The sequence below is a fragment of the Micromonospora sp. NPDC007271 genome (assembly GCF_040634005.1).
Taxonomy (GTDB): domain Bacteria; phylum Actinomycetota; class Actinomycetes; order Mycobacteriales; family Micromonosporaceae; genus Micromonospora.
The window spans coordinates 1-23509 of record NZ_JBEYER010000001.1 but is presented as its reverse complement, the minus strand read 5'-3'; the positions used below and the strand labels follow the sequence as shown (position 1 = coordinate 23509).

Annotated in this window: 18 protein-coding genes, 1 tRNA gene and 1 pseudogene; 11 read left to right on the top strand and 9 right to left on the bottom strand. The window is 73.4% G+C overall.

Annotation, left to right across the window (positions count from 1 at the left end; all coding sequences use genetic code 11):
* Positions 1-108: 108 nt before the first annotated feature.
* Entirely contained in the window at positions 109-2115 is a 2007-nt protein-coding gene (locus ABZ570_RS00100; RefSeq protein ID WP_358054986.1) for a translation factor GTPase family protein, read from the top strand.
* Here the strand turns inward: ABZ570_RS00100 and ABZ570_RS00095 are convergent.
* The 3 genes from ABZ570_RS00095 to ABZ570_RS00085 all read right to left on the bottom strand — a co-directional run bounded on the left by ABZ570_RS00095 (position 2093) and on the right by ABZ570_RS00085 (position 3522).
* The gene (locus ABZ570_RS00095) at positions 2093-2704 is read right to left on the bottom strand and encodes a DUF6058 family natural product biosynthesis protein (RefSeq protein ID WP_358054984.1); all 612 of its coding nucleotides are present in this window, start codon (positions 2702-2704) and stop codon (positions 2093-2095) included. The two genes, ABZ570_RS00100 and ABZ570_RS00095, sit on opposite strands and share 23 nt — an antisense overlap.
* Before the next feature lie 108 nt (positions 2705-2812).
* The gene (locus ABZ570_RS00090) at positions 2813-3220 is read right to left on the bottom strand and encodes an SRPBCC domain-containing protein (protein ID WP_358054982.1); all 408 of its coding nucleotides are present in this window, start codon (positions 3218-3220) and stop codon (positions 2813-2815) included.
* On the bottom strand, positions 3217-3522 hold the full coding sequence (locus ABZ570_RS00085; protein ID WP_358054980.1) for a metalloregulator ArsR/SmtB family transcription factor: 306 nt from the start codon (positions 3520-3522) through the stop codon (positions 3217-3219). Before ABZ570_RS00085 ends, ABZ570_RS00090 begins: the two co-directional genes overlap by 4 nt.
* Positions 3523-3582: 60 nt before the next feature.
* On the opposite strand from ABZ570_RS00085, the gene ABZ570_RS00080 reads away from it, so the two are divergent.
* From ABZ570_RS00080 to ABZ570_RS00055, 6 genes are all read left to right on the top strand, one after another.
* Positions 3583-3999: a hypothetical protein gene (locus ABZ570_RS00080; RefSeq protein WP_358054978.1), complete on the top strand. Its 417-nt coding sequence runs from the start codon at positions 3583-3585 to the stop codon at positions 3997-3999.
* A 130-nt stretch (positions 4000-4129) separates the two neighbouring features.
* The gene (locus tag ABZ570_RS00075) at positions 4130-4252 is read left to right on the top strand and encodes a hypothetical protein (RefSeq protein ID WP_358054976.1); all 123 of its coding nucleotides are present in this window, start codon (positions 4130-4132) and stop codon (positions 4250-4252) included.
* 102 nt (positions 4253-4354) lie between these two features.
* Positions 4355-4428, top strand: a tRNA-Gly gene (locus ABZ570_RS00070).
* A 30-nt stretch (positions 4429-4458) separates the two neighbouring features.
* Positions 4459-5658, top strand: a complete 1200-nt coding sequence (locus ABZ570_RS00065) for an RtcB family protein (RefSeq protein ID WP_358054974.1) — start codon at positions 4459-4461, stop codon at positions 5656-5658.
* Positions 5659-5796: 138 nt separating this feature from the next.
* Complete coding sequence (locus tag ABZ570_RS00060; protein ID WP_358054972.1) at positions 5797-6015, top strand: hypothetical protein; 219 nt, start codon at positions 5797-5799, stop codon at positions 6013-6015.
* Positions 6016-6102: 87 nt separating this feature from the next.
* Entirely contained in the window at positions 6103-6531 is a 429-nt protein-coding gene (locus ABZ570_RS00055; protein ID WP_358054970.1) for an NUDIX domain-containing protein, read from the top strand.
* 93 nt (positions 6532-6624) lie between these two features.
* On the opposite strand, the gene ABZ570_RS00050 is transcribed toward ABZ570_RS00055, so the two are convergent.
* The 3 genes from ABZ570_RS00050 to ABZ570_RS00040 all read right to left on the bottom strand — a co-directional run bounded on the left by ABZ570_RS00050 (position 6625) and on the right by ABZ570_RS00040 (position 8123).
* Positions 6625-6942 (bottom strand): TraR/DksA C4-type zinc finger protein, encoded by a 318-nt coding sequence (locus tag ABZ570_RS00050; protein ID WP_358054968.1) that lies wholly within the window; start codon positions 6940-6942, stop codon positions 6625-6627.
* Between the two features lie 49 nt (positions 6943-6991).
* Positions 6992-7813, bottom strand: coding sequence for a rod shape-determining protein (locus tag ABZ570_RS00045; RefSeq protein ID WP_358054966.1), 822 nt, complete (start codon positions 7811-7813; stop codon positions 6992-6994).
* A gap of 109 nt (positions 7814-7922) precedes the next feature.
* Positions 7923-8123, bottom strand: coding sequence for a hypothetical protein (locus tag ABZ570_RS00040; protein WP_358054964.1), 201 nt, complete (start codon positions 8121-8123; stop codon positions 7923-7925).
* Positions 8124-8653: 530 nt separating this feature from the next.
* Here ABZ570_RS00040 and ABZ570_RS00035 point away from each other — a divergent pair.
* Positions 8654-8890, top strand: a complete 237-nt coding sequence (locus ABZ570_RS00035; RefSeq protein WP_358054962.1) for a potassium transporter TrkA — start codon at positions 8654-8656, stop codon at positions 8888-8890.
* Positions 8891-8908: 18 nt separating this feature from the next.
* Here the strand turns inward: ABZ570_RS00035 and ABZ570_RS00030 are convergent, their stop codons facing one another.
* A complete protein-coding gene (locus ABZ570_RS00030; RefSeq protein WP_358054960.1) occupies positions 8909-10156 on the bottom strand; it encodes a helix-turn-helix domain-containing protein in 1248 nt (415 codons plus the stop codon).
* Between the two features lie 245 nt (positions 10157-10401).
* Between ABZ570_RS00030 and ABZ570_RS00025 the strand changes: the two genes are divergently transcribed.
* On the top strand, positions 10402-11334 hold the full coding sequence (locus ABZ570_RS00025; RefSeq protein WP_358054958.1) for a hypothetical protein: 933 nt from the start codon (positions 10402-10404) through the stop codon (positions 11332-11334).
* Between the two features lie 108 nt (positions 11335-11442).
* Here the strand turns inward: ABZ570_RS00025 and ABZ570_RS00020 are convergent, their stop codons facing one another.
* On the bottom strand, positions 11443-12045 hold the full coding sequence (locus ABZ570_RS00020) for an XRE family transcriptional regulator (RefSeq protein ID WP_358054956.1): 603 nt from the start codon (positions 12043-12045) through the stop codon (positions 11443-11445).
* Between the two features lie 79 nt (positions 12046-12124).
* Here ABZ570_RS00020 and ABZ570_RS00015 point away from each other — a divergent pair, with 79 nt between their 5' ends.
* Positions 12125-13141: an NAD(P)/FAD-dependent oxidoreductase gene (locus ABZ570_RS00015; RefSeq protein WP_358054954.1), complete on the top strand. Its 1017-nt coding sequence runs from the start codon at positions 12125-12127 to the stop codon at positions 13139-13141.
* On the opposite strand, the pseudogene ABZ570_RS00010 reads toward ABZ570_RS00015, so the two are convergent.
* Positions 13085-13534, bottom strand: a pseudogene (locus tag ABZ570_RS00010) (family 16 glycosylhydrolase); the annotation flags it as partial. The gene ABZ570_RS00015 and the pseudogene ABZ570_RS00010 sit on opposite strands and share 57 nt — an antisense overlap.
* A gap of 199 nt (positions 13535-13733) precedes the next feature.
* Here ABZ570_RS00010 and ABZ570_RS00005 point away from each other — a divergent pair.
* Positions 13734-23438: a hypothetical protein gene (locus tag ABZ570_RS00005; protein ID WP_358054952.1), complete on the top strand. Its 9705-nt coding sequence runs from the start codon at positions 13734-13736 to the stop codon at positions 23436-23438.
* Positions 23439-23509 lie beyond the last annotated feature (71 nt).

Here is a 23509-nt window from a genome sequence, read left to right as displayed (position 1 = left end):
TGCTGCAATCCGATGACGACCGCCAACCGAGAAGGAGCCCGAGAATGCGAGCCGCGTCGATGTCCGACCAGAAGGGAACGATCGCCTACCCAGAGGACATGACGCTGCGTGAAGACTCTCAATCTCGGAATCCTCGCCCATGTCGACGCCGGTAAGACGAGCCTGACCGAACGGCTGCTGCTCAGCGCCGGGGTCATCGACGAGCTCGGCAGCGTCGACGCGGGCAGCACCCGCACCGACACCATGGCGCTGGAGCGGCAGCGTGGCATCACCATCCGCTCCGCCGTCGTCTCCTTCGTGGTCGCCGGGGTCAACGTCAACCTGATCGACACCCCCGGCCACCCCGACTTCATCGCCGAGGTGGAACGCGCCCTCGGCGTGCTCGACGGCGCGGTGCTCGTGGTCTCGGCCGTCGAGGGGGTCCAGGCCCAGACCCGGGTGCTGGCCCGCACCCTGCACCGCCTCGGCATCCCCACCCTCATCTTCGTCAACAAGGTGGACCGGGCCGGGGCCGATCTGGACCGGGTGCTGGGCCAGATCGTGGACCGGCTCACCCCCGCCGCCGTCGCCCTCGGCCGGGTCCAGGCCGCCGGCACCCGGGCCGCCCGCTGGGCGCCGTTCGCGCCCGACGATCCCGACCACCGCGTACGGCTGGTCGACCTGCTCACCACGCACGACGACGCGCTGCTCGCCGCGTACGTCGCGGACGAGCGGGCGGTGACGCCGAGCCGCCTGCGCGCGGCGCTCGCCACCTGGACCGCGCGGGCCCGCGTGCACCCGGTCCAGGCCGGCTCGGCCATCACCGGCGCCGGGGTGGACGACCTGATCACCGCCATCGCCGGACTGCTCCCCGCTGCCGACGGCGACGACCACGCTCCGCTCTCCGGCACCGTCTTCAAGGTCGAGCGCGGCCCGGCCGGCGAGAAGATCGCGTACGCCCGGATCTTCGCCGGCACCGTGCGGGTCCGCGACCGGATCCGCTACCGAGGCGACCACGGGGCGAGGGTCACCGGCATCGACGTCTACGACGGCGGCGACCCGGTGCCGCGCGACTCGGCCGGCGCGGGCCGGATCGCCCGGCTGCGCGGCCTGACCGACGTCCGGGTCGGCGACCAGCTCGGCGTTCCGCCGGATCGGCCCGCCGGCCGGCACCACTTCTCCCCGCCGACCCTGGAGACCGTGGTCGTGCCGGTGCGGGCGGCCGACCGGCCGGCCCTGCACGCCGCCCTCGCCCAGCTCGCCGAGCAGGACCCCCTGATCAACCTGCGCCAGGACGACCTGCGCCAGGAGATCACGGTGTCCCTCTATGGCGAGGTGCAGAAGGAGGTCATCCAGGCCACCCTCGTCGACGACCACGGCCTCCCGGTCAGCTTCCGCGAGACCACCACCGTCTGCGTGGAACGGCCGGTCGGCGTCGGCGCCGCCGTCGAGTGGATCGGCCGGGAACCCAACCCGTTCCTCGGCACCGTCGGGCTGCGCGTCGAACCCGGGCCGCTCGGCAGCGGCGTCGAGTTCCGGCTCGGCATCGAACTCGGCTCGATGCCCCTGGCCTTCCTCAAGGCCATCGAGGAAACCGTCCGGGAGACCTTGCGGCAGGGACTGCGCGGCTGGGAGGTGATCGACTGCGTGGTGACCCTCACCCACGGCGGCTACTGGGCCCGGCAGAGCCACTCGCACGGAGTGTTCGACAAGAGCATGTCCAGCACGGCAGGGGACTTCCGCAACCTGACCCCGCTGGTGCTGATGGCCGCGCTCAGCCGCGCCGGCACCCGCGTCCACGAGCCGGTGCACCGGTTCCGCCTGGACGTGCCGGCCGACCTGTTCGGCACCGTGCTGCCGGTGCTGGCCGGCCTCGACGCGGTGCCCCGGGCGTCCACCCTGCACGGTGCGACCTACCTGATCGAGGGGGAGGTGCCGGCCGGCCGGGTGCACGCGCTGGAGCAGCGGCTGCCGTCGCTGACCCGGGGCGAGGGAACCCTGGAGGCCGAGTTCGACCACTACCGGCCGGTGCGCGGACCGGAACCGAGCCGGCCCCGCTGGGACCACGACCCGCTCAACCGCAAGGAGTACCTGCTCGCCGTGGCACGCCGGGTCACCGCTCCTCCCGGACGGTGACCCGGCACGGGTACCGGGCCCGCACCGCGTCGATGCAGGTGTCCCGCGAGGTCGGTCCGCCGAACCGGAGCCGGTCGTACCCGGTGAACGCCGGCTCCAGCGCGTCCAGCTCGTCGACCAGCGCGTGCAGCCGGTCCCACCAGCCCACCGACCCCGCGTCTGGTGCGGCCGGTGCCGCCTGGATCGCCGCGGTCAGCTCGTCCTTGCGCCGGATGTTTCCGGGCGTCACCGAGTGCAGGCAGACGTACCGGCCGCTCAGATAGGCGTCCCACTCGGCCGCGCCCTGCGCCGGGTCGGCCCACTGCCCCACGAACCACTCCGCCAGCAGTTCCGGGCCGCCCGCCCGCTCCGCCAGCGCGAACAGGTCGGCCGGCACCATCTCCGCGCCGTCCGAGCGCAGATAGCCCGGCAGCGGCAGCCGCCGGTCCAGCATCAGCCGGCGTACGTCGTCCGGGTCCCGCCCGGTCGCCGCGCACAACTCCTCCAGCACCACGAACTGCCCACTGACGTACGCGTCGTCCGCCGCCGTCATCGGGTGCTCCCCGTTGACCTCGCGGAACCGCTCCGCCACCCGGCGCCGCAACTCCATCCCGGCTCCTTCCCCTCCGTACCGGCGGAAGGCTAGGCGGTGCACTCTTCGGTGTCCGCCGAACCGTCCGCGCGAGTACGGCCGCGACGTGAGCCGGTGGTCTCAGGATCAGGCGTTCGCGGCCTCAGCTTTGAGCGCGTCGAGGAAGCCGGCCCAGCCGGTCCGGGTGTTGGTGACGAGGGTGGGCGGCAGGCCGGTGTGGTGCAGGGTCAGCAGGGTGCCGCCGGCTTGCGCACACAGGGTCACCTCGACTCGGGAGGAGCCAGGCGGCAGGTCGGGCACGCCGGGCGCCCGGTCCCAGCCGAAGGTGAAGACGATCCTCTCGTACGGCCGAAGCTCGATGAAGCGGCCGCGCACGACAGGTCGCGAGCCGGCGGCGAGTTGGAACGTCAGCTCGCCGCCCGGCGTGGGGTCGAGGTCGGCCGGGCCGAGCCAGCGGGCCATGCGCGCCGGATCGGTGAAGAAGCGCCAGACCACCTCGGGCGGGGCTTCGATGTGAATGCTGCGCTCGATCATCCCTGTTGGTCCTTCTCCACTTCTCGCTTGAGGTGGTCGAGCCGGGCCGCCCACATGGTGTCGAGGAAGCCAGCCGCTTCGGCGAAACCTTCGGCTCGCAGCCGGTAGAGGCGGCGGCTTCCCTCGCGTCGCACGTGGAGCAGGCCGGCATGGATCAGGACGCGCAGGTGCTGCGAGACGGCCGGCCGGCTGATCATCGGGAACTGCGCGGCGATCTCGCCGGCTGCGACCTCGCGGTCCCGGGTGAGAAGGAGGATCCCGCGGCGGGTGGGGTCGGCCACGGCAATGAGCACCTCGTCCATCCGCACCTCCCGGTGTTAGCTTGTGCTTACGAGCTTACACGAGTGTTGGGAGTGAGTCTGGTGATCGAGCGGCTTGAACCCCTGGTCGGACGGTGGCGGTCCAGCGGCCGCACGGTCGACGGCGTGCAGATCGCCGGTACGGACGTCTACGAGTGGTTCCCGGGCGGCGGGTTCCTGGTGCACCACGTCGACGTGCAGATGGGCGAGGATCGGGTGCAGTTGATCGAGATGATCGGCGACCCGGAGCCCACCGACGGCGGCCGGCTGCGGATGCGGGCTTTCGACAACCAGGGCGGATACGGTGAGATGCGGGCAAGCGTCGACGGGGCCGGTGTCTGGACGTTCGCCGGGGAGACGATGCGCGCGTCGCTGACGATCGGCTCGGACGGTAGGACGATGGTCGCGAGGTGGGAGCGCTCGCCCGACGGCGCGACCTGGGTGGACTGGATGGACATGCGGTTCTCCCGCGAAGCGTGAGCGCTGGTGCCGCTCTGAGCGCTCGTGCCGGCCGACGCGGGGCGGACGAATATCCATTGCGGTCCGCCCGCCGGTCCGCCTACCGTGAGCGGGGCAACGTCAACCGGTTCCACCACTCCGGGAGCGCACCGTGTCGCAGCAGAACCGCACCCAGGCCGAGCGGCCCACGCCGCGCGGCGGTGCCCTGCTGGCCGAACTCGGCTCGGGCCCCTGCCGACGGCAGCGGTGGCAACCGGGGTGGTGGCGCGACTAGCGCCGGCGCGACACACACGCGCATCCGCCCGCCCCGCGACCGGGGATCGGGCGGCTTTTTCGTTCGTACGGCCTACGCCGGTCCCGCGTCTGGGACCACCTCGCGGTTGTAGCGCAGCCAGGCAGCGCCTCACCTCGCCGTGGTGAAGATCGCCGGTTCGGATCCGGCCAGCCGCTCGGACATCACCCGAGATCAAGGAGAAGACGATGGGTTTCACCCCGCTGGCCGGCACCCGGGCGCCGGTCCGGGTCTGGACCGACCCGTACGCCATCGAGGCGCAGGCGGCCAAGCAGCTGCGCAACATCGGTGCGCTGCCGTGGGTGCACGGGGTCGCCGTCATGCCGGACGTGCACTTCGGCAAGGGCGCCACCGTCGGCTCGGTCATCGCGATGCGCCAGGCCGTCTCGCCGGCCGCGGTCGGCGTGGACATCGGGTGCGGCATGTCGGCGGTACGCACCTCGCTCACCGCGGCCGACCTGCCCGACGACCTCGCCCCGCTGCGTACGGCGATCGAGGCGGCCATCCCGGTCGGCTTCGCGATGCGGGACGACGCGGTCGACCCGCGCCGGATCCGTGGCCTGGAGCAGGGCGGCTGGGCCGACTTCTGGCGGCGCTTCGCCACCCTCGACCGGAAGGTCGCGCAACTGGAGACCCGGGCCCAGCGCCAGCTGGGCACCCTCGGCGGCGGCAACCACTTCATCGAGGTCTGCCTGGAGCAGGGCGGCCCCGACGACGGCCAGGTCTGGCTGATGCTGCACTCCGGGTCCCGCAACATCGGCAAGGAACTGGCCGAGCGGCACATGGCGGTGGCCCGCGGGCTGCCGCACAACGTCGACCTGCCCGACCGGGACCTCGCCGTGTTTCTCGCCGGCACCCCGGAGATGGACGCCTACCGCCGGGACCTCTGGTGGGCGCAGGAGTACGCGCGCCGCAACCGGGCCGTCATGCTCGCCCTGCTCTGCGGGGTTTTCCGCGACCGGTTCCCGCACGTCACCTTCGACGAGCCGACCTCCTGCCACCACAACTACGTGGCGGAGGAGACGTACGACGGGGTGGAGGTGCTGGTGACCCGCAAGGGTGCCATCCGGGCTGGCAAGGGCGATCTTGGCATCATCCCCGGGTCGATGGGCACCGGCTCGTACATCGTGCGTGGCAAGGGCAACCCGGACGCGTACTGCTCGGCATCGCACGGGGCCGGGCGGCGAATGTCGCGCGGGCAGGCGAAGCGGACGTACAGCACCGCGGACCTGGTGGCGCAGACGGCCGGCGTGGAGTGCCGCAAGGACGCCGGGGTGGTCGACGAGATCCCCGGTGCGTACAAGGACATCACCCAGGTGATGGCGCAGCAGGAGGACCTGGTCGAGGTGGTGGCACACCTCAAGCAGGTGGTCTGCGTGAAGGGCTGAACCGATCGGCGCCCTACGGGGGTGGGCGCCGGTCCCTCCGCTCAGGTGCCCCGGCCACCTTTGGACCGGTGATGCACCGGCGGGATCGCGGTTCGCTAACGCGCCCGCGCGGCCCGTCGCTTCGCTACCGTCAGTAGCGTGGCGATCGTGAGGGTGCGGCTGCGGGGCGGGCCGTACGACGGGGTGGCGGTGAGCTGGGACGTGCCGGACGCGGACGACCCGCCGATGACGTACGAGCTGAAACTGCACGGGCCCCATGAAGTGACGGAAAACGTCGAGTACCGCCGGGTGGAACGGGCGCCCGAGGGCGCGGCCGAGTCCTGGATCTACGAGACACCCGAGACCACCACCGGGTAGCGGCGGAGGCCGCCCGGAGCAGCGCCGCCGAGGCGTTGATCGCCGGTGCTTGGCCGGTCACGGAGATCGATCGGGCAGAATGATCCGGTGCCTCCCCGTATCCCCTCGGTGTCCTGTGTCTTCGTCTGCCACGACGGTGCGGGCCGGCTGCTGCTGGCCCGGCGCGGAGCCGGCGCCCGCGACGAGCCCGGCACCTGGGACACCGGCGCGGGCGCGCTGGAGTTCGGCGAGACGTTCGAGGCCGCGGTCACCCGCGAGCTGCGCGAGGAGTACGACAGCTCGCCGTTGGCGATGACCCTGCTCGGGGTACGCAACGTGCTGCGCGACGATCCGCCGTCGCACTGGGTGGCGGTGGTGTTCGCGGTACGGGTCGACCCGGGGACCGTCGCCATCGGCGAGCCGCACAAGTTCGACCGGATCGGCTGGTACACCCGCGACGCGCTGCCCACGCCGCTGCACTCGCAGGTCGCGCCCACCCTGGCGATGTTGCCGGACGCCCTGGACCGACTGCCGTGACCGGGGAGCGACGCCGTCTTCGTCGTCCGTCAACGCCGCACCCGGGCTCGTCGCGCTGACCCACCCCGCCCTCCGTACCGGCGGGGTCGGACCTCACCGCTGCCGCTCCTGGCAGGGTACGCAGTACCGGGCCGACGGGCGGACCTCCAGCCGGGCGACCGGGATCTGGCCGGCACAGCCCTCGCAGTTGCCGTAGGTGCCCTCGGACATGCGGCGCAGCGCCCCCGCGCTGTCCGCGATGCCCTGCCGGGCGGTCTCCATCAGCGCCCGCAGCGTGTCGGGGTCGTGGCCGCCGTGCCCCGGTTCCCGGCTGTGCGCGGTGAGTTCGATGAGCTGACCGGTGTGCGCCTGGAACTGCCGCTCGAGGATGTCGCGCAGGGCCGCGGTGCGGCTGCGCAGGGTGTCGGTCATGGTGTGGCTGCCTTTCCGGGCGGGAGGGAATGGGTGGTCGGGGCTCGGCTCAGTCGCCGGCCGGGTGACGGGCCGCCGCCGCGGCGGCCAGGCTCGCACCGGTCAGCGCGGCCGTGCGGGGCCCGGCGGCGCGGTGCACCGGGGCTCCCGTCGTGGCGGCGAGGCGTTCCCGCAGGTCGGGTCGGGTGGCACCGTCCCCGACCAGGACGATCCCGCGGGCCAGGGCGGTCGCCGCCGCCGGCGCCGCGCCCGCCCCCTGGGTCAGCTCCCGCACCAGGCGGGCGAGCCGGTCGGCGAGCATGCCGACGGTGGCTTTCTGGGCGAGGTCGCCGGTGCCGAGGTTCGCCCGCCGGCCGGCGATGACCTGGCTGTCCCGGAGGACGGCCACCTCGGTGATCTGCGCGCCGACGTCGGCGACGAGCAGGGTGCCGGCACCGGCTCCGGCGCCGATGGCGGCGGCCCGCACGGTGTCGATGAACAGCAGTCGCGTGGGCGCGAAGACCGCGTCGAGGACTCGCCGGGTGGCCTCCTGGTCGGCGGCCGTCGCCAGCAACGGTCGGCACACCACGACCAGCGGCCGGGACGGCACCCTGACCTGGTGGTGCCGCAGCAGTTGGGTCAGCGCCGTGGCGCATCCGGAGCCGTCGACGATCCGGCCCCGGCGTACCAGCGGATACCGCCGGGCCGACCGGTCGGTGACCAGGGTGGTGAGCGGCTCGTGGCCGCCCAGCCGGATCCGCAGCTGGCCGCTGCCGAGGTCGACGGCGACCGGGCTGGGGCGGGTGGTGGCCGCGCCGTTGGTGCCGCTGTGTGCGGAGACGCTGCCGGCGGTGCCCAGCGGGCGACCGGTGGGGGCCTGGGCGACGGGCATACCGACCTCTTCTCGGTGGATATGACGATGCGCCGCCCCGAGGCGGGGGCGGCGTGGGAAACAGGGGAAGCGTGTGGACCTGAGCGGCGCGGTGCTCGACCGGCTCTGGTCAGCCGCTGGCCGTGCCCGTGGTGCCGATCGGTGCCGGGCGGCCCGACCGGGAGCGGAGCGCGGGCCGGCGGGACAGCGGCCGAAGCTTGGGACGGCGGCTGCGCCGGCGGCACCGGAACGTCGCGGTGCCCCCGGAGCGGGCCGCGAGGCCGCGGCGACCGGCCGGCAGCGGTGGCAGAGCCACCTCGCTGGTCGTCATCACGCACCTCCTCGCCGGTCGGGAACCGTGTCGGACCTCCAGAGTCGGCCGGAAGCGACGGACCGACATGGCCTGCCGTCGGCCAACTTCCGGCGTCTAGGTTGCCGGCCACCGGCGACCTGTCACGGCCTGCGGAGCTTCGGGCGAGCCGGTGGTGACCCGCAGCGACGACGGTGGCGACGGGCGCCGGCCCGAGGGCTATGGTGACCGCATGGCAGACCTTCGGCTCCGACTTGACGTCGCCTCGCGTACCGCGTGGGCGATGCTCGTGGTCGTGGTCGTGCTCACCACGGTCCGGCAGGCTGGCCACGCGCTGGCCGGGTGCATCGCGGGCGGGCTGGCGAGGGCCGTCCCGGGATGTGTTCCGGCCTGGTCGGCCGACCGGGCGCCGCCAGGCCCCGCCGCCTGAGCGCGCCGTCCCGACACCCCCACCAACCCGTACGCGCCCGCCCCGCGCCACCGGCCGGGGTCGCCGGCCGATCGGCCGCACCCCGCGGGCCCGCCACCACCCCTCCCGTACGGAGCAACACATGAACGTCGAACACACGCCGTTACCCGGCATCGGGGTGCGGCACAGCTTCATCACCGCCCAGGGCCGCCGGGTCGGCGTGGTCGAGTACCGCGGGCTGGACCGCCGGGACGTCTTCTACGAAGACGCGGACGACCCGGACAGCACCTGCGGCCTCCGGCTCACCCGGTCCGAGGCGGTCACGCTGGCCGGCCTGCTGGGCCTGCTCGACGTGGTCGCCGTCGACGACCGGAACTGACGCCGCCCGGCCCGCGCACTACGAGGCGGGCCCGGGCAGCGGCTGACGCGGCCAGTCCAGCGCCCGCGCGCCGTACACCGCGGCCTGCAGCGTGAACCGGTCGCGCGGGTCGTTCGGGTCGTAACCGCTGAGCACCCTGATCCGGTCCAGCCGGTAGGTGACCGTCCGGACGGACACGTGCAACCGGAGGGCCGCCTCGGTGGCCACCCCGCCGGTGGCGAAGTACGCGTCCAGGGTGTCCAGCAACGGCTGGGCACCGCCGCGGGCGTGGCGCAGCGGTGTGAGCGCCGCCTGGACGAGGTCGACGATGGCGGGCTGGTCCCGCAGCAGGACGCGGTAGACCAGCAGGTCGCGGGCGTCGATGACCGGTGTGTCGGCGTTCAGCCGCTGCGCCGTCAGCAACGCCTCCCGGGCCTCCTCGTAGGAACGGGCGATGCCGTACAGGCCGGGGTGCGGGCGGCCGACCGCCACCTGCCACGGGCCGCCGCGCGGCAGGCGATCCAGCTCGGCGTGCATCAGCCGCCCGAGGTCGCCGGCCGACTCCCGCCCACGGGCACCACCCCGGTCGGGCGGCACCGCGTCGGCGGGAGCGATCACCACGAGCAGTCCTTCCTTCGTCGCCACCAGCACGTCACGGTCGCCGAGACGATCGAAGATGACGCCTTCCAGCGCGCTGATCGCCGCCTCGGTGTCCGGCAGACGCCGGCGCGGCGCGGCCAGCGCCACCTGGTGCACCCGGGCCAGGTCCAGCCCGAACGGCTCGGCGCGCTCCACCAGGCCCCCCAGGTCGGAGTCGCCGCGCAGCAGGTCGTCGACGAGTTCCCGGCGCAGCGTCTCCTCCCGCCGGACCAGCTCGCGGCGGGCCAGGGCGTAGCCGTCGGCGAGGGTGGCCACCGCGCTGTCGACGACGTGCAGCACCGCGTCGGCCGCCGCGCGCACCACCTCGCTGTCGGCGGAGCTGGTCAGCTGCGGCAGCTGCTGCCACAGCCGCCGCGCCGCCGACAGGTACAGCTGGACCGCCCGCCCCGCGGACACCCCCTGCTCGGCGGCGCGCCGCCCCAGCACGCCCACGGCGTCGAGCTCGGCCCGCCGGGGCCGGCGCCCGGTCACCGCCGCCTCGGCGAGCAGCCACAGGTAGTCGCCGAGCAGGTCCACGGGTACGCCACCGGCGTCGGCGCTGGCGGCCCGGGCGATCGCCGCCAGGCACGCGTCGCGCTCCGACGCGGCGGCGGGACCGTGGCCGGTCCGCCGGGCAGCACCGGTCATCCGTCGGCTCCTCGTGGAACATGGTCGGCGCCGGCGGCCGACCTGCCCGGTCAGCCTATCGAGGCAGGTCGGGTCGGCGACGTGACGCCGCAGGTGCGACGGCCGTGGCGGCGGGGGCTGCCGAACCCCCCGGCAGCCGCCGGGTGGCCCGATCGGCCCACCCGGTCTGGTCCGATCGTCGGATGCGCGATGACCGTCCCTTGAGGAGGGTGGACGGGATCGTCATCCACCACGGGGGTGTGCACATGACTGAGCTGAACCGACGTGCCCTGCTGCGTACCGCCGCGCTGGCCGGCATGGCCACGGCGGCCGGCCTGGCCGGTGGGCTGACCACGGCGGCGCCGGCCGGCGCCGCGGACTCCACCGACGTCGCCAACGGACCGTGGCTGGTCAGCGTGGGCCAGGGCGTTCTCCGGATCGACCCGGACCGGCGGACGCCGCAGCGGTTGCTCTCCTGGGGTGACGAGTTCAGCGCCTCGCCCGACGGGCGCTGGCTGGCCTTCGTCGCCGGCGACCTGTTCCTGATGGACCTGGCCACCGGTGCCGTCCGTCAGGTCACCGACCGCGCCGGCGTCCGCCACCAGTGGCCGACCTGGTCACCGGACGGCACCCGGGTCGCGGTGACCCGGAACGGCGAGGCGCTCGACATCATCGACGTGGCCACCGGGGCCGCCGAGGAGGTGATCAGCGGCCACCCGATCTCCCGGCCCGACTGGTCCCGGGACGGCTCGATGTTCGCCTTCTGGTGGCGCAGCCGCTCGGAGGGGCCGCAGCTGCGGACGCTGACCCTGGCCACCGGGAAGATGCGGCGGATCTACCTGCCCGAGGCGGCCGGCGAGACTTTCGGCTGGCCGGCCTTCCTGCCGAACAACCAGCGGGTGGTGTTCTGCACCAACCGGTGGACCCGCGACACCGACGTGCCGGGTGGGGCCGCGCTCGCCTCGGTGCGCGTGGACGGCACCGGGCTCAAGCGGCTCACCGACGAGACCCGGTTCTACATGTCGCCGGTGTACTCGCCCGACGGGCGGTACTGCGCCGCGCTGTCGGTCCCGGAGACCAACCCGTACCCGGACGGCGGCAACATCATCGTCGCGACCGACGGATTCGGCGCGTCGTGGTGGATCCCCGGCGACGAGTACGACTACAGCACCCGACTGACCTGGGCCCGCGCCCTCTGACGCGAGCACACCCGTCGGGGCGGCCGGGCAGGCCGACCCGACGGGTGTGCACCCCCCGGAGGCCTTCTGCCGCCCCGCGTGACGGCCTGGCGCATCAGGGTGGACAGCTCAGGGTGACCGCGCGGTGGTCCCCGGCGCCGGGCGGGCGCGCAGGTGGGCGCGTTCGCCCTGCTGGCCGAAGAGGCTGAGGAACTCGACCGGCTCGGTGCCGGCGGCGCCGAACCAGTGCGGCACGCGGGTGTCGAACTCGGCCGCCTCGCCGGGGGAGAGGACCAGGTCGTGATCGCCGAGGACGAGCCGGAGCCGCCCGTTGAGGACGTAGAGCCACTCGTAGCCCTCGTGGGTCTGGAGGTCCGGTTGGCGGCGGTGGCTGTCGGCCGGGATCACCAGCTTGTACGCCTGGATGCCGCCGGCCCGGCGGGTCAGCGGCAGCATGGTCATGCCGTGCCGGGTGACCGGGCGCAGGTGGATGCGCGGGTCGCCGGTGGGCGGGGCGTCGACGAGTTCGTCGAGCGTGACCCCGTGGGCTCTGGCCAGGGGGAGCAGGAGTTCGAGGGTGGGCCGGCGGGTGCCGGACTCCAGCCGGGACAGGGTGCTCACCGAGATGCCGGTCGCCGCGGACAGTTCGGCCAGCGTGGTGTTGCGCTGCTGGCGCAGCGCGCGTAACCGGGGGCCGACGGCGTCCAGCGCCTGGTTGAGGTCGTCGTCCATCTCCCCAGTTTGCCAGAACAGCAACATAGCTTGCCACTTTTGCGGCCGGTCCGGATGGTTGCCCTGGGAGGTGGTCAGGATGACCGAGCTCAGGGAGAGCTACGACGTGGTGGTGATCGGCGGCGGCGCCGCGGGGTTGAGCGGCGCGCTGACGCTGGCCCGCGCCCGCCGGTCGGTGCTGGTGGTCGACGCCGGCGCCCCGCGCAACGCCCCGGCGGACGGGGTGCACGGCCTGCTGGCCCGGGAGGGGATCCGGCCGGCCGAACTGCTGGAGCGGGGCCGGGCGGAGGTGCGCGGCTACGGCGGCCAGGTGATCTCCGGCGAGGTCGCCGCCGCGGCGCGCGGGGACGACGGGTTCGCGGTGGCGTTTGCCGACGGCCGATCGGTGCGGGCCCGCCGGCTGCTGGTGACCTCCGGGCTGGTGGACGAACTGCCGGACGTGCCGGGACTGCGCGACCGGTGGGGGCGGGATGTGCTTCATTGCCCTTACTGTCACGGTTGGGAGGTGCGGGACCGGGCCATCGGTGTGCTGGCCACCGGGCCGTTGTCGGTGCACCAGGCGTTGCTGTTCCGCCAGTGGAGCGAGGATGTCACCTTCTTCACCCACACCCAGCCGCCGCCGGACGCGGAGCAGGCGGAGCAGTTGGCCGCCCGGGGCATCCGCGTGGTGGGCGGCGAGGTGGCGTCCCTGGAGATCGTCGAGGACCGTCTGACGGGCGTACGGCTCGGCGACGGCCGGCTGATTCACCGGGACGCCGTGGCGGTGGCGCCGCGGATGACGGCCCGCGCCGGCTTCCTGGCGGCGCTCGGGCTGCGGCCGGCGGCGCACCCTGCCGGGGTCGGGGAGCACATCCCGGCCGACCCGACCGGCCGTACCGAGGCGCCCGGGGTGTGGGCGGCGGGCAACGTCACCGATCCGGCCGCCCAGGTCGGTGCCGCCGCTGCGGCCGGCACCATGGCCGCGGCGGCGATCAACGCCGACCTGGTCGCCGAGGAGACCCGGCAGGCGGTCGCCGCCCACCGGGAGCCGTTCTCCGGGTCATCCGAGGCGCGGATCAGCGAGCTGGTGACGGGCGACCGCCGCCACGGGATCTGAGCCCGGGCGGCGGGCCGTCGCGTCGGACGAGTTCGGCCTGGCGTACCGGGAGGAGCGAACCTCGCGTGCGGCGGACGGCGACGCACCGCTGGTCTCCACGAGCGCTGATCCTCGCACACACCACCCGGCCCGACCCGGGGCCGGGCCGGGTGGATGTCGGCCGTCGGGGTCACCGGACGGGGCGCCGGGCAGCGAGGTCTGGCCGGTCAGGGCGTTGCCGCCGGAGTAGCCCGGCCCTTGCCGGCTACCGTGCACTGTGGACGGCTCGCGGCCGATGTTCGCCCTGATGCCGATCTCACCGCTGTTGGGCCACGGGTTGGTGGCGATGTCGTTGCCCAGCATCCAGAACGCGGGCCAAAGCCCCTGCCCCCGGGGGATCTTGATCCGCGCCTCGAACCGGCCGTACGGCCGTCCGGCCGGCGCGCTCCGGCCCCACGCACGATCGTTGCGTCCGTCCCGGTGGACCTTCCGACCGTTCGGGTTGACGCGCTGTCACCATCTCGACACTGCAGTTGTGAGTCATCTCCGCGATCGATGTGCTGGCGCGGACCAGCGCCGTCGGTGACGGCCATCGATCAGAACGAGGTGGCTCATGGTGGCTCTACGGCGGCTGCTGGCCGCAGCGATCGCGACAGTGGTGACGGCCGCTCTGGCGCTGGTGTGGACGGCGGCGCCGGCCCACGCCGACGAGGCGTGGGAGACCGCGCTCAAGTCCCTGATGTCCCGCACCGCCACCTGGGCGGACGGTGGACTCGGCCAGATCGGGCTGCTCGGCAGGCCGCTGCCCCTGCTCGGGGTCAGCCCGGGCGCGCTGGTCGACGCCGACAAGCTCGCCAGGAAGGCGTCCGACGCCCTGGCCGGCGGCCTGACCAAGGACGACGTGGACCTGGGCGGGGGCACCCGGCTCACCAGCTCGGTGACCAGCAGCGACGGCGACCACCTGCTCGACGTGCTGCTGACCACGAAACGCGAGGTGACCGATAAGGAGTTGACCGTCAACGGCGTCACCCTCGCCAAGGCGGTCAGCGTCACCGGCTGGGCGACCCTGCACCTGCGGGCCCGGCACACCGCCGCCGGGGAGACCTACCTGGTCCGTGACGGCGACACCCCGCGCATCGACATCGACGCGGCCGCCCGGCTGCGTGGCGACCTGGACCAGGCCACCGCCTCTGTCGGCATCCTCGGCGTCACGCTCACCGCCGGCAGCACCCTCACCGCCCGCACCCACCTCAAGGTCACGCTCACCGACCCGAACGGCGACGGCCGGCTGGCCTTCGACACGCCGGCCGGGGCCGGCACCGGCGAACTCGCCGCGGCCGGTTCCCTCGCCGGCCTCGTACAGGTGGCGCTGGACGGCTCCGGCGGCGGCCGGATCTCCGACACCGAGACCGAGCCGGGCCCGGGCTCGGTGCACGGCGTGATCAAGCTGGGCGCGGCCACCGCCGGCGCGCCCTTCGCCCTGCCCGCGGTCGCGGCGACGGTGAACATCGACTGGAACGACATCTCGGCCGGCACGCCGACGGTCACCACCACCGGGCTGGACGAGACGATCGCCAAGTTCCGCAACATGAGCCCGCTCGACCTCGCCTCCGGGCTCGCCCAGCTCGCCACCCTGCTCAGCGGCGTGCAGCAGAGCGGGCCGGCGGGCAACCTGAACCTGCCGTTCCTGCGCGGCACCTTCGCCGACGCGGTCAAGGTCAACGAGAAGCTCACCGACTTCCTCAAGAAGTACGTCCACCCGCGGCCGGACGACCCGCAGTTCGACCCCGCCACCGACGACCCGGCCCTGGCCGGGCAGCCGAAGTTCAGCTCCCTCCAGCAGTTGCTCGCGCTGCTCGCCGCCGAGGGCCTGCCCGTCGACAACCTCTCCTTCGCCGACGCGAAGCTGGTGTTCCGGGTCAAGCTGGAGCGGGAGTCCACCGTGGAGGTGCCGCTCGACCCGGGCGCGGCCTCGCTCTCCGGTCGCGGCGCCGCCTTCACCGCGAACGGCTTCAGCGTCAACGGCAACCGGTTCACCCCCGGCGAGCTCGTCGGGCAGCGGGTGGTGGCCGGCACCTCCGCCGGCACCGTCGCGGCCAACACCGCCAACTCCGTCACCCTGGCGCAGAACTGGATCGGCGGCCAGCCGGCCGACGACAGCGTCTGGGTGATCAGCGGATCCAGCCCGAACATCGGCGCGGTCGAGCTGGCCGGCACGCTCACCGCACCCGCCGGCGGTGACCGGAAGGTCGGCCTGCGGGCCGCGAACGCCCAGGCGAGCTTCGCCAAGGTGAAGCCCAGCTACAGCGCCGCCGTCACCCTGGTCCTCGACCTGCGCGACGACCTCGGCAGCCCGGAGGCCAACGCCAACCGCGTGCTGCTGCGTACCGACCCGGCCGTGCCGCTGTTCGCCGCGGACTTCCCGATCACCACCGGCGTGGACTTCTACGCCACCGCCGGCTTCCTCAAGGTCAAGCTCGGCGGCTCGCTGGCCGTCGGTTCGGCCCAGGCCGGAAAGCGGATGATCGAGGTGCGGTTCAAGCCCCAGGAGGACCCGGACATCAGCCTCGGGGCGTTCTTCAGCCGCTTGCAGTCCGAGCCGGGCAAGTTGCTGGACGTGGCCTCCTCGGTCAAGACCACCGGCCAGGTGAAGGTCAGCGTCCCCGGCGACACCGGCGTGCTCGGCCAGGGCGTCGGCGTCGACGTCAGCTGGACGGCGGGCGGGCAGCCGCAGGTCGACACCTCCGGGCTCAGCGGGCTCTTCGCCGTCGACTTCAACCCCGACGACCCGAAGGCGCTCTTCGCGGTCGTGGTCGAGGCGCTGCGGCTGGTCAACGCCGCGCTGTCCCAGCCCGACGGCGGCAGCGGCCCCCTGAACACCCCGATCCCGTTGCTCGGCCGTTCCGCCCGGCAGCTTCTCGGCGCCGACGAGAGCGGCGTCGGCAAGGACGTCACCTTCGTCGCCGACGGGGCGAACTTCCTGCTCAAGGACGGTACGCGCAGCGGCGACGCCGGGTTCGACGCGCGGCTCGCCGGACGGACCGTGGTGATCGGCAGCAAGGCGTACCGGGTGCTGGCGCGGGTGGACGGGCAGACGCTGCGGATCGACGCGGCGGGCACCCCGAAGCCGGAGGACGGCAGCGCGTACGCCCTGCGCCCGGAGCTGGCCGACGCGCTCGACCGGCTGCTCGCCGCCCCGCCGGACAACCTCCAGGACGCCCTCGACCTGCTCAACAAGTCGATCGGCGCGGGCAGCGGGGTCACCTTCACCCTGGACCAGCGCGCGGGTGGCCCGTTCCTGCGGATCGGGCTGGACTGGAAGCGCGACTTCCACACCGGCGGTCCGCTCGCCCTCGACTGGGGCGGCGGCAAGAAGCTGATCAGCCTCGACAGCTCCGGCACCTTTGCCCTCGACGTCAACGCCCGGGCCCAGCTCGGCCTGCTGCTGCCGCTGCGGCTCGACGCCGCGCCGCTGCTGGACCACACCTCCTCGGCCAGCGTCACCATCGCCGGCGGGGTCACCGACGGGGCCCTCGCCGCCCGGGTCGGCCCGCTCGCCCTCGACCTCGGCAAGGCCCCGGACGACTTCGCCACCGTCAAGACCAACCTCACCGTCGGCCTCGGCGGGCTCGCCGCCGACGGGCCGATCAGCGGCCTGCTCGGGGTGACCCCGCAGTTCACCACCGCGGGCGTCGACTGCGGTGGCGGGATTGGCGACGCCGACGTGCCGCTCTGCGCCCGCGCGCCGCTCTTCGTCGACAACTGCGAGCCGGCCGACCCCACCAACCTGCTCACCTTCACCGTCGGCCTGGACCTCACGCCCACGGTGAAGACACCGAATCTGGACTCCTGCTTCGCCAACCTGACCATGAAGCTCACCGACTTCAACGTCGGCATCGACGGCTACCTGGCCAAGGTGGAGGAGGCGCTGCGGCTGGCCAGCTTCGACGGCAAGCTGCCCCTGGTCGGCGACGACCTGCAGCAGGGCCAGCGGTTCGTGGCGCAGCTGCGCGAGGACATCAAGGCGGCGATCGGGCCGGCGCTGGCCGACGCCAAGCTGGACAGCTCCGGCCTGAACGCCGCGCTGAAGGAAGCGCTCAAGCCGGTCGACGACAACGTCGCCGCGGAGGTCACCTGCCGTAGCGGGGCGAGCACCCCCTGCCAGCCGGAGGACTTCCAGTCCATCCGGATCAAGCTGACCTCGACCAAGGGCGACCCGTCCCCGGCCGCCGGCTGCCAGACCGGCTGCGCCGAGGCGAACGTGCCGCTCGACCTGGGCATCCCCGGCCTGTCGTTGAAGGCGCGGAAGGGCGCCGCCGACGGCATCACGGCCAAGCTGGGCTGGAAGCTGCACCTGGACCTGGTCCTCGACCGGGACGAGGGGTTCTACGTCCCCACCCACGACGGCGACACCAGTCCGGAGCTGCAGATCGGCGGGCAGTTCGACCTGTCCGACAATGCCGACGGCACCCCCGGCGAACTGGCCGCTCAGCTCGCCTTCATCCAGGTCAAGGCCACCAAGCAGGGCGCCGCGCCGCGCCCACCACTGGTGCGGGCGTACTTCGGCATCGACGTCAAGGGCTCGCCGGGAGAGAAGAGCTGCTTCGACCCGACGGTCACCGCGGACTGCGCGGCCGACCCGGACGCCCGGCTCACCCTCGCCGAGTTCGGTGACCTGGGCTCGCTGCTCGCCACCGACCTCACCGCCAAGGTCGACATCGACTGGAAGCTGGCGGCGACGGTCAACACCGGCGACGAGGTCGGCTCCGCCCTGCCCGGCATCAGCGCCCGCTTCGGGCTCAGCTGGGGCCTGGAGCACAAGCAGGGCGCGCTCACCGCGACCGGCGACGGCGTCACCACCCCGCTGAAGGTGACCTTCACCGACATCGCGCTGGACGCCGGCGCCTTCTTCGACAAGATCCTCAAGCCGGTGGTGGCGAAGCTCAAGACGGTCACCGGCCCGCTCCAACCGGTCATCGACACCCTGTACGCGCCGATCCCGGTGCTGTCGGACCTGTCGAAGGCCACCGGTGGGCCCGACATCACCCTGGTTTGGCTCGCGAAGACCTTCAGCACCCTCAACGGCGGCCCGAAGCTCGACTTCGTGGACACCGTGCGGGCGGTGATCACCTTCGTGAACCGGATACCCGACTGCGACTCCGGCTGCTCGATCCCGCTCGGCCAGTTCCTGGTAGACCCGGCCAAGGCCCTCACCACCGAGGTGTCGCCCGCCTCGGCGGAGAGCCTGATCAAGCGGGACGACCCGTTCACCCGGGCGAAGTCCGCCAGCGAGGTGAAGTCCGCGGTCGACACCGCCGCCGGTGACGACGGGGAGAAGCTGTTCACCCCGAAGAACCCGGGCGAGAAGTCCAACGCGGAGAAGACCGGCTTCAGCTTCCCGATCTTCGACAACCCGGGCTCGCTGTTCGGGCTGCTGCTCGGCCAGGACGTCGAGCTGATCAGCTTCGACTCCGGTCCGCTGGCGCTGGGCTTCAGCTGGCGGCAGTCCTTCGGCCCGGTCTACGCCCCGCCGCCGGTGCTGGTCACCCTCTCCGGCAGCGCCTCGGTCACCGCCCGGTTCATCGCCGGACTGGACACCGCGGGCATCCGGCACGCCGTCGAGGCGGCCACCGACGGCGACAAGCTCGACGCGGTCAGCCTGCTCGACGGGCTGTACTTCAAGACCGCCGACAGCACCGGCAAGCCGGTACCGGTCGTCACCCTGCGCGGCGAGATCGGCGCCGGGGCCGAGGTCAGCGTGCTGATCGTCAAGGTGGGCATCCAGGGCGGGATCCGGCTGACCGTCGGGTTCAGCTGGAACGACCCGAACAACGACGGCAAGTTCCGCACCAGCGAGTTCCTCCAGGCGCTGCTGCTGAACCCGATCTGCCTGTTCACCACCAGCGGCCAGCTCTCGGTCTTCCTCAAGGTCTACGTCACCATCGACCTGTTCCTGTTCTCCAAGACCTTCGACTTCACCCTGGTCGACGCGGCCCTGCTCGACTTCCGGGCGCAACCCGACTGCTCTCCGCCGCCTCCGGAACTCGGCGGCACCGTCGGGGACACCCTGGTCGTCTTCGCCGGCAAGTTCGGCACGAAGGACCAGCGCGGCCACAAGGCCTGGGACAACACCGCCGACACCTACGCCGGTGACGTGATCAAGGTGTACGCGCTGCACTACGCCGATGCCGGCACCGAGGGCGCCAGCGACGACTTCGACGGCTTCGCGGTCGAGGCGCTCGGCCGCAAGCAGGAGTTCCTCGACCCGTCCCTGACCCGGGTGGTGGTCGACGGGCGCGGCTACCAGGCTGCCGACCCCGACCTGGTCTCGCTGTCGGTGCTGTTGCTCGGCGACGGCGACACCAGCGGCGATGGCACGAAGACCTCCACCTTCGACAAGGCCGCGGTGGTGCTCGGCTCCGACGGCCGGGACCGGATTCGCACTGGCACCGGACCGGCGTACGTGGACGGACGCGGCGGCGACGACGTCATCGTCACCGCCGAGGCACCGGGCGTGGTCAGCTGGGTGGCCGGCGGCCCCGGGAAGGACACCATCACCACCGGTGACGGCAACAACGTGGTGGCCGGCGACAGCGGCCTCGGCGGCAGCAACCGGGGTCCCACGACGGTGCACACCTCGGTCGGCGACAAGACCCTCACCGACCTGATCTCCTGGACCACGCTGACCGAACCCACCACCGCCATTCCCGGCCAGGACGACCATGTCACCGTCGGGCACGGCAGCAACCGGGTCTACGGCGACGGCGGCGACGACGTGCTCGGCGTCCTGGTCGACAACCGGCCGAACGGTAAGAACACCCTGGTCGGCGGCCCGGGCGGCGACACGATCAACGGTGGCCGGGGCGACGACACCATCCACACGTACGACCAGACCGTGCCCGCCGACGTCGACCAGGCCGGCAGCGGCGACGTCGGGCTCACCAACCAGGTGGACACCGGCGCGGGCCAGGACACCGTGTACGGCAGCGCCGGCACCGACCTGGTCGTCTCCCACTCCGCCAACGGCCAGACCGGCCACCTCTACGGATACGGCGGCGACGACGTGCTGGTCGGCGGCTACGGCACCGACGAACTGTTCGGCGGCCCCGGCGACGACTACGTGATCGCCGAGCCGTCGCAGGTCGGCGAGCCCGGCGCGGGCGACGGGTACGGCCGGTTCCGTCAGGTCACCCACCAGCCGCTGCCGGCCGGTACGCAGTCGCAGACCAAGCTGCTGGTCGGTGGCCTCGGCAGCGACCACCTGATCGGCGGCGACGGCGGCGCGACGATCTTCGGTGACCGGCACCTGCCCGCCGAGACCTGCGCCGACGCCACCCTCGCCGACGCCCAGCCGGCCCCCGCCGACCAGGGCGCCGCAGACCTGATCCTCGGTGGCGCGGGGACCGAGGTGGTCTCCGCCGGCAGCGGCGACGACCGGGCCGACCTCGGTGGCGGCGACGACCGCGCCTGCGGCCAGCTCGGCGACGACACCCTGCACCTGGGCGGCGGCAACGACCGGGCCTGGGGCGGGGCCGGCGTCGACCAGCTGCACGGCGACGACGGCGACGACCTGCTCTTCGGCAACACCGGCAACGACGGCCTCTACGGCGACGCCGGCCAGGACACCGCCGAGGGCAACGCGGGCGACGATCAGGTCTTCGGCGGTCCCGACGCCGACGTGCTCTACGGTGGCTCGCGCGTCGCCGGCGCGAACGACGGCCGGGACTTCCTCTACGGCGAGGAGGGCGCCGACCGGATCGTCGGCGACAACGGCACCCCGCGGATCGGGGACGTCGGGCCGTACCCGCTGGACCTGGCCGGGGACGTGGCCGGGACCGGCACGGGCGACGTGATCTCCGGTGGCCCCGACGGCGACATCGCGTACGGCGGGCTCGGTGACGACCGGATCAACGGCGACGCCGGCGACGACCAGCTCGAGGGGAACAACGGCGCCGACCTGATCCACGGTGACCTCGGCCGGGACGAGATCATCGGGGGCTCCTCGCAGGAGACCGCCGCCGGGGTCGGCCGGCCGGACACCGGCGACCAGCTCCACGGCGACGCCGACGCCGACCTGATCGCCGGGGACAACGCCCGGTTCACGCCGGCCACCACCGACGCGACCCGGGTCACCCAGGGCCGGACCGGCCCGGCGCGGAAGGTCACCCTGCTCGACCTCGGGTTCACCCCGACGGCCGGCACCAGCGGCGGCGACCTGATCTCCGGTGGCGACGCCGACGACGTGATCTTCGGCCAGGGCGGACCGGACCGGGTGCACGCCGACGCCGGGAACGACTACGCCGAGGGCGGCCCGGGCTCCGACTGGGTCGAGGGCAACGCCGGCGACGACGACCTGGTCGGCGGATCCAGCACCGCGTACGACGGAACCGGGGCGACCACCACGGGCCAGCCGGACACCGCGGACGCCGTCTTCGGCGGACCCGGGTCCGACGCGATCATCGGCGACAACGGCGCGGTGCTCCGCCCGCTCCCCGGTGAACAGCCGACCGCGGTGACCGTGCGGCTCGGCGCCGACGGCAGCCCGTTCGGCCCGCGGATCGTGGTGCTGCTGGACCGGGCGGCGGCCACCGCCAACCGGTACGGCGGCGACCGGCTCAGCGGCGGCGACGGCGTGGACGCCCTCTGGGGCCAGGACGGCGACGACGCGCTGACCGGTGACGGCGACGGCGACTACCTGGAGGGCAACGGCGGCGCGGACAACCTCCGCGGCGACAGCGCCCTCGGCGCGGCGGGACGCCGGGCGGTCACGCCGCTGCCCGACCCGGGCTGGCCGGGTGGACCGTCGCCGGCGGCCGAGCTGGTCGGGGCCGGTGCCCCGGCCGGGCAGGACGACCTGATCGGTGGCAGCTCGGCGGCGGGCTTCCGGGACACCGGGGACGTGGTCGAGGGCAACGGCGGCGACGACGTGATCCTCGGCGACAACGGCTCGCTGCTGCGGACCGTGACCACGGTCGGCGGGAAGCCGGCCGAGCGGGTGTACACCGAGCGGTACCCGACCGGCGCGGTGCCGGCGGACGCCACCGTGGTCCGTACCCACGACCCGGCCCTGCCGGGCCCGTCCACCCGGTTCTGCACCACCGCGCAGGCCACCTGCGAGCCGGCCGGTGCCTTCGGCAACGACCAGCTCTACGGTGACGGCGGCAACGACGGCGTCTGGGGCCAGGACGGCGACGACCTGATCCGTGGCGGTGCCGGCGACGACGACCTCTTCGGTGAGCTCGGTGCCGACACCCTGTACGGCGACGACGGCGCCGACGCCATCCTCGGCGACCGGGGCGGGGTGGTGAACCAGTACCTCAACGCCGACGACGTGGCCGCGCTGGGCTTCACCGTCACGTTGAACTCGCCGCCGCAGGAGACGTACACCGGGTTCCGGGCCGGCGAGTACGACCGGCGCGTGGACCTGCTGCACGACACCGACGGCGACGCCTGGATCGGCAGCTCCACCTCGGCGCCCATGCCGCACGCGGGGCTGACCGCCGGCGCGGGCGACTACATCCGGGGCGGGGCCGGCGCGGACAACATCCACGGCGGCTACGGCGACGACGTCGCCAACGGCGACAGCGGCGGCGACGAGGTGTTCGGCGGGGAGGGCTCGGACGTGCTCTGGGGCGGCAAGGGCTGCGACCCGGTGCTCGACGCGACCAACCCGCAGTGCCTGGTGAACGGTACCTTCAGCGCCGCCGCCCGCGGTGACCACGACCAGTACGTCGATCACCTCTTCGGCGGGGCCGGCGCGACCAGCGGCCCGGCGGTGACCGCGGTGCTCGGCTCCGACCTGCTGGACTTCCGTCCGCGCGGCTCCTACCCGGACAACTGCGCGGCCGGAGCCTGGCCGACCGACCTCGCCTCGGGGACGATCGACCCGTGCCGCTGGTTCGAGATGACGAACCTGGACAACGACGACGTGGCCGACAACCAGCACCACCACGGCACCGACTGGATCTACGGCGGTTGGGACCGGGACGTGCTCCAGGGCGACGTCACCGCCAACGGCCCGAACAACGGTGACCGGCTCTTCGACTGGAACGGCGCGTACAACCTGTTCACCCACTGCAACTCGGCGTACGGCGGGTTCAACGACATCCGCCAGCACAGCCCGGCGATGCAGGACTTCCTCACCCGGCTGGCCTGGGCCACCGGCGCGGGTCGCAGCGCCTCCGACGTGACCACGGCGGGCACCTCCGCCTTCCTGGAGCTGTCCTACGTCTACCCGCGGGACAACAAGGATCAGGGGGCCGGTGCGGCCTTCCCGGGCACCCCGGGGCACTTCGACCAACCGTCCTGCACCGACTGACCGAGGCGGCCGGGCCCGCCGCCCAGGTCGGCGGCGAGCCGCTCCAGGCTCCAGGAGGTCGAGCCGTCCTC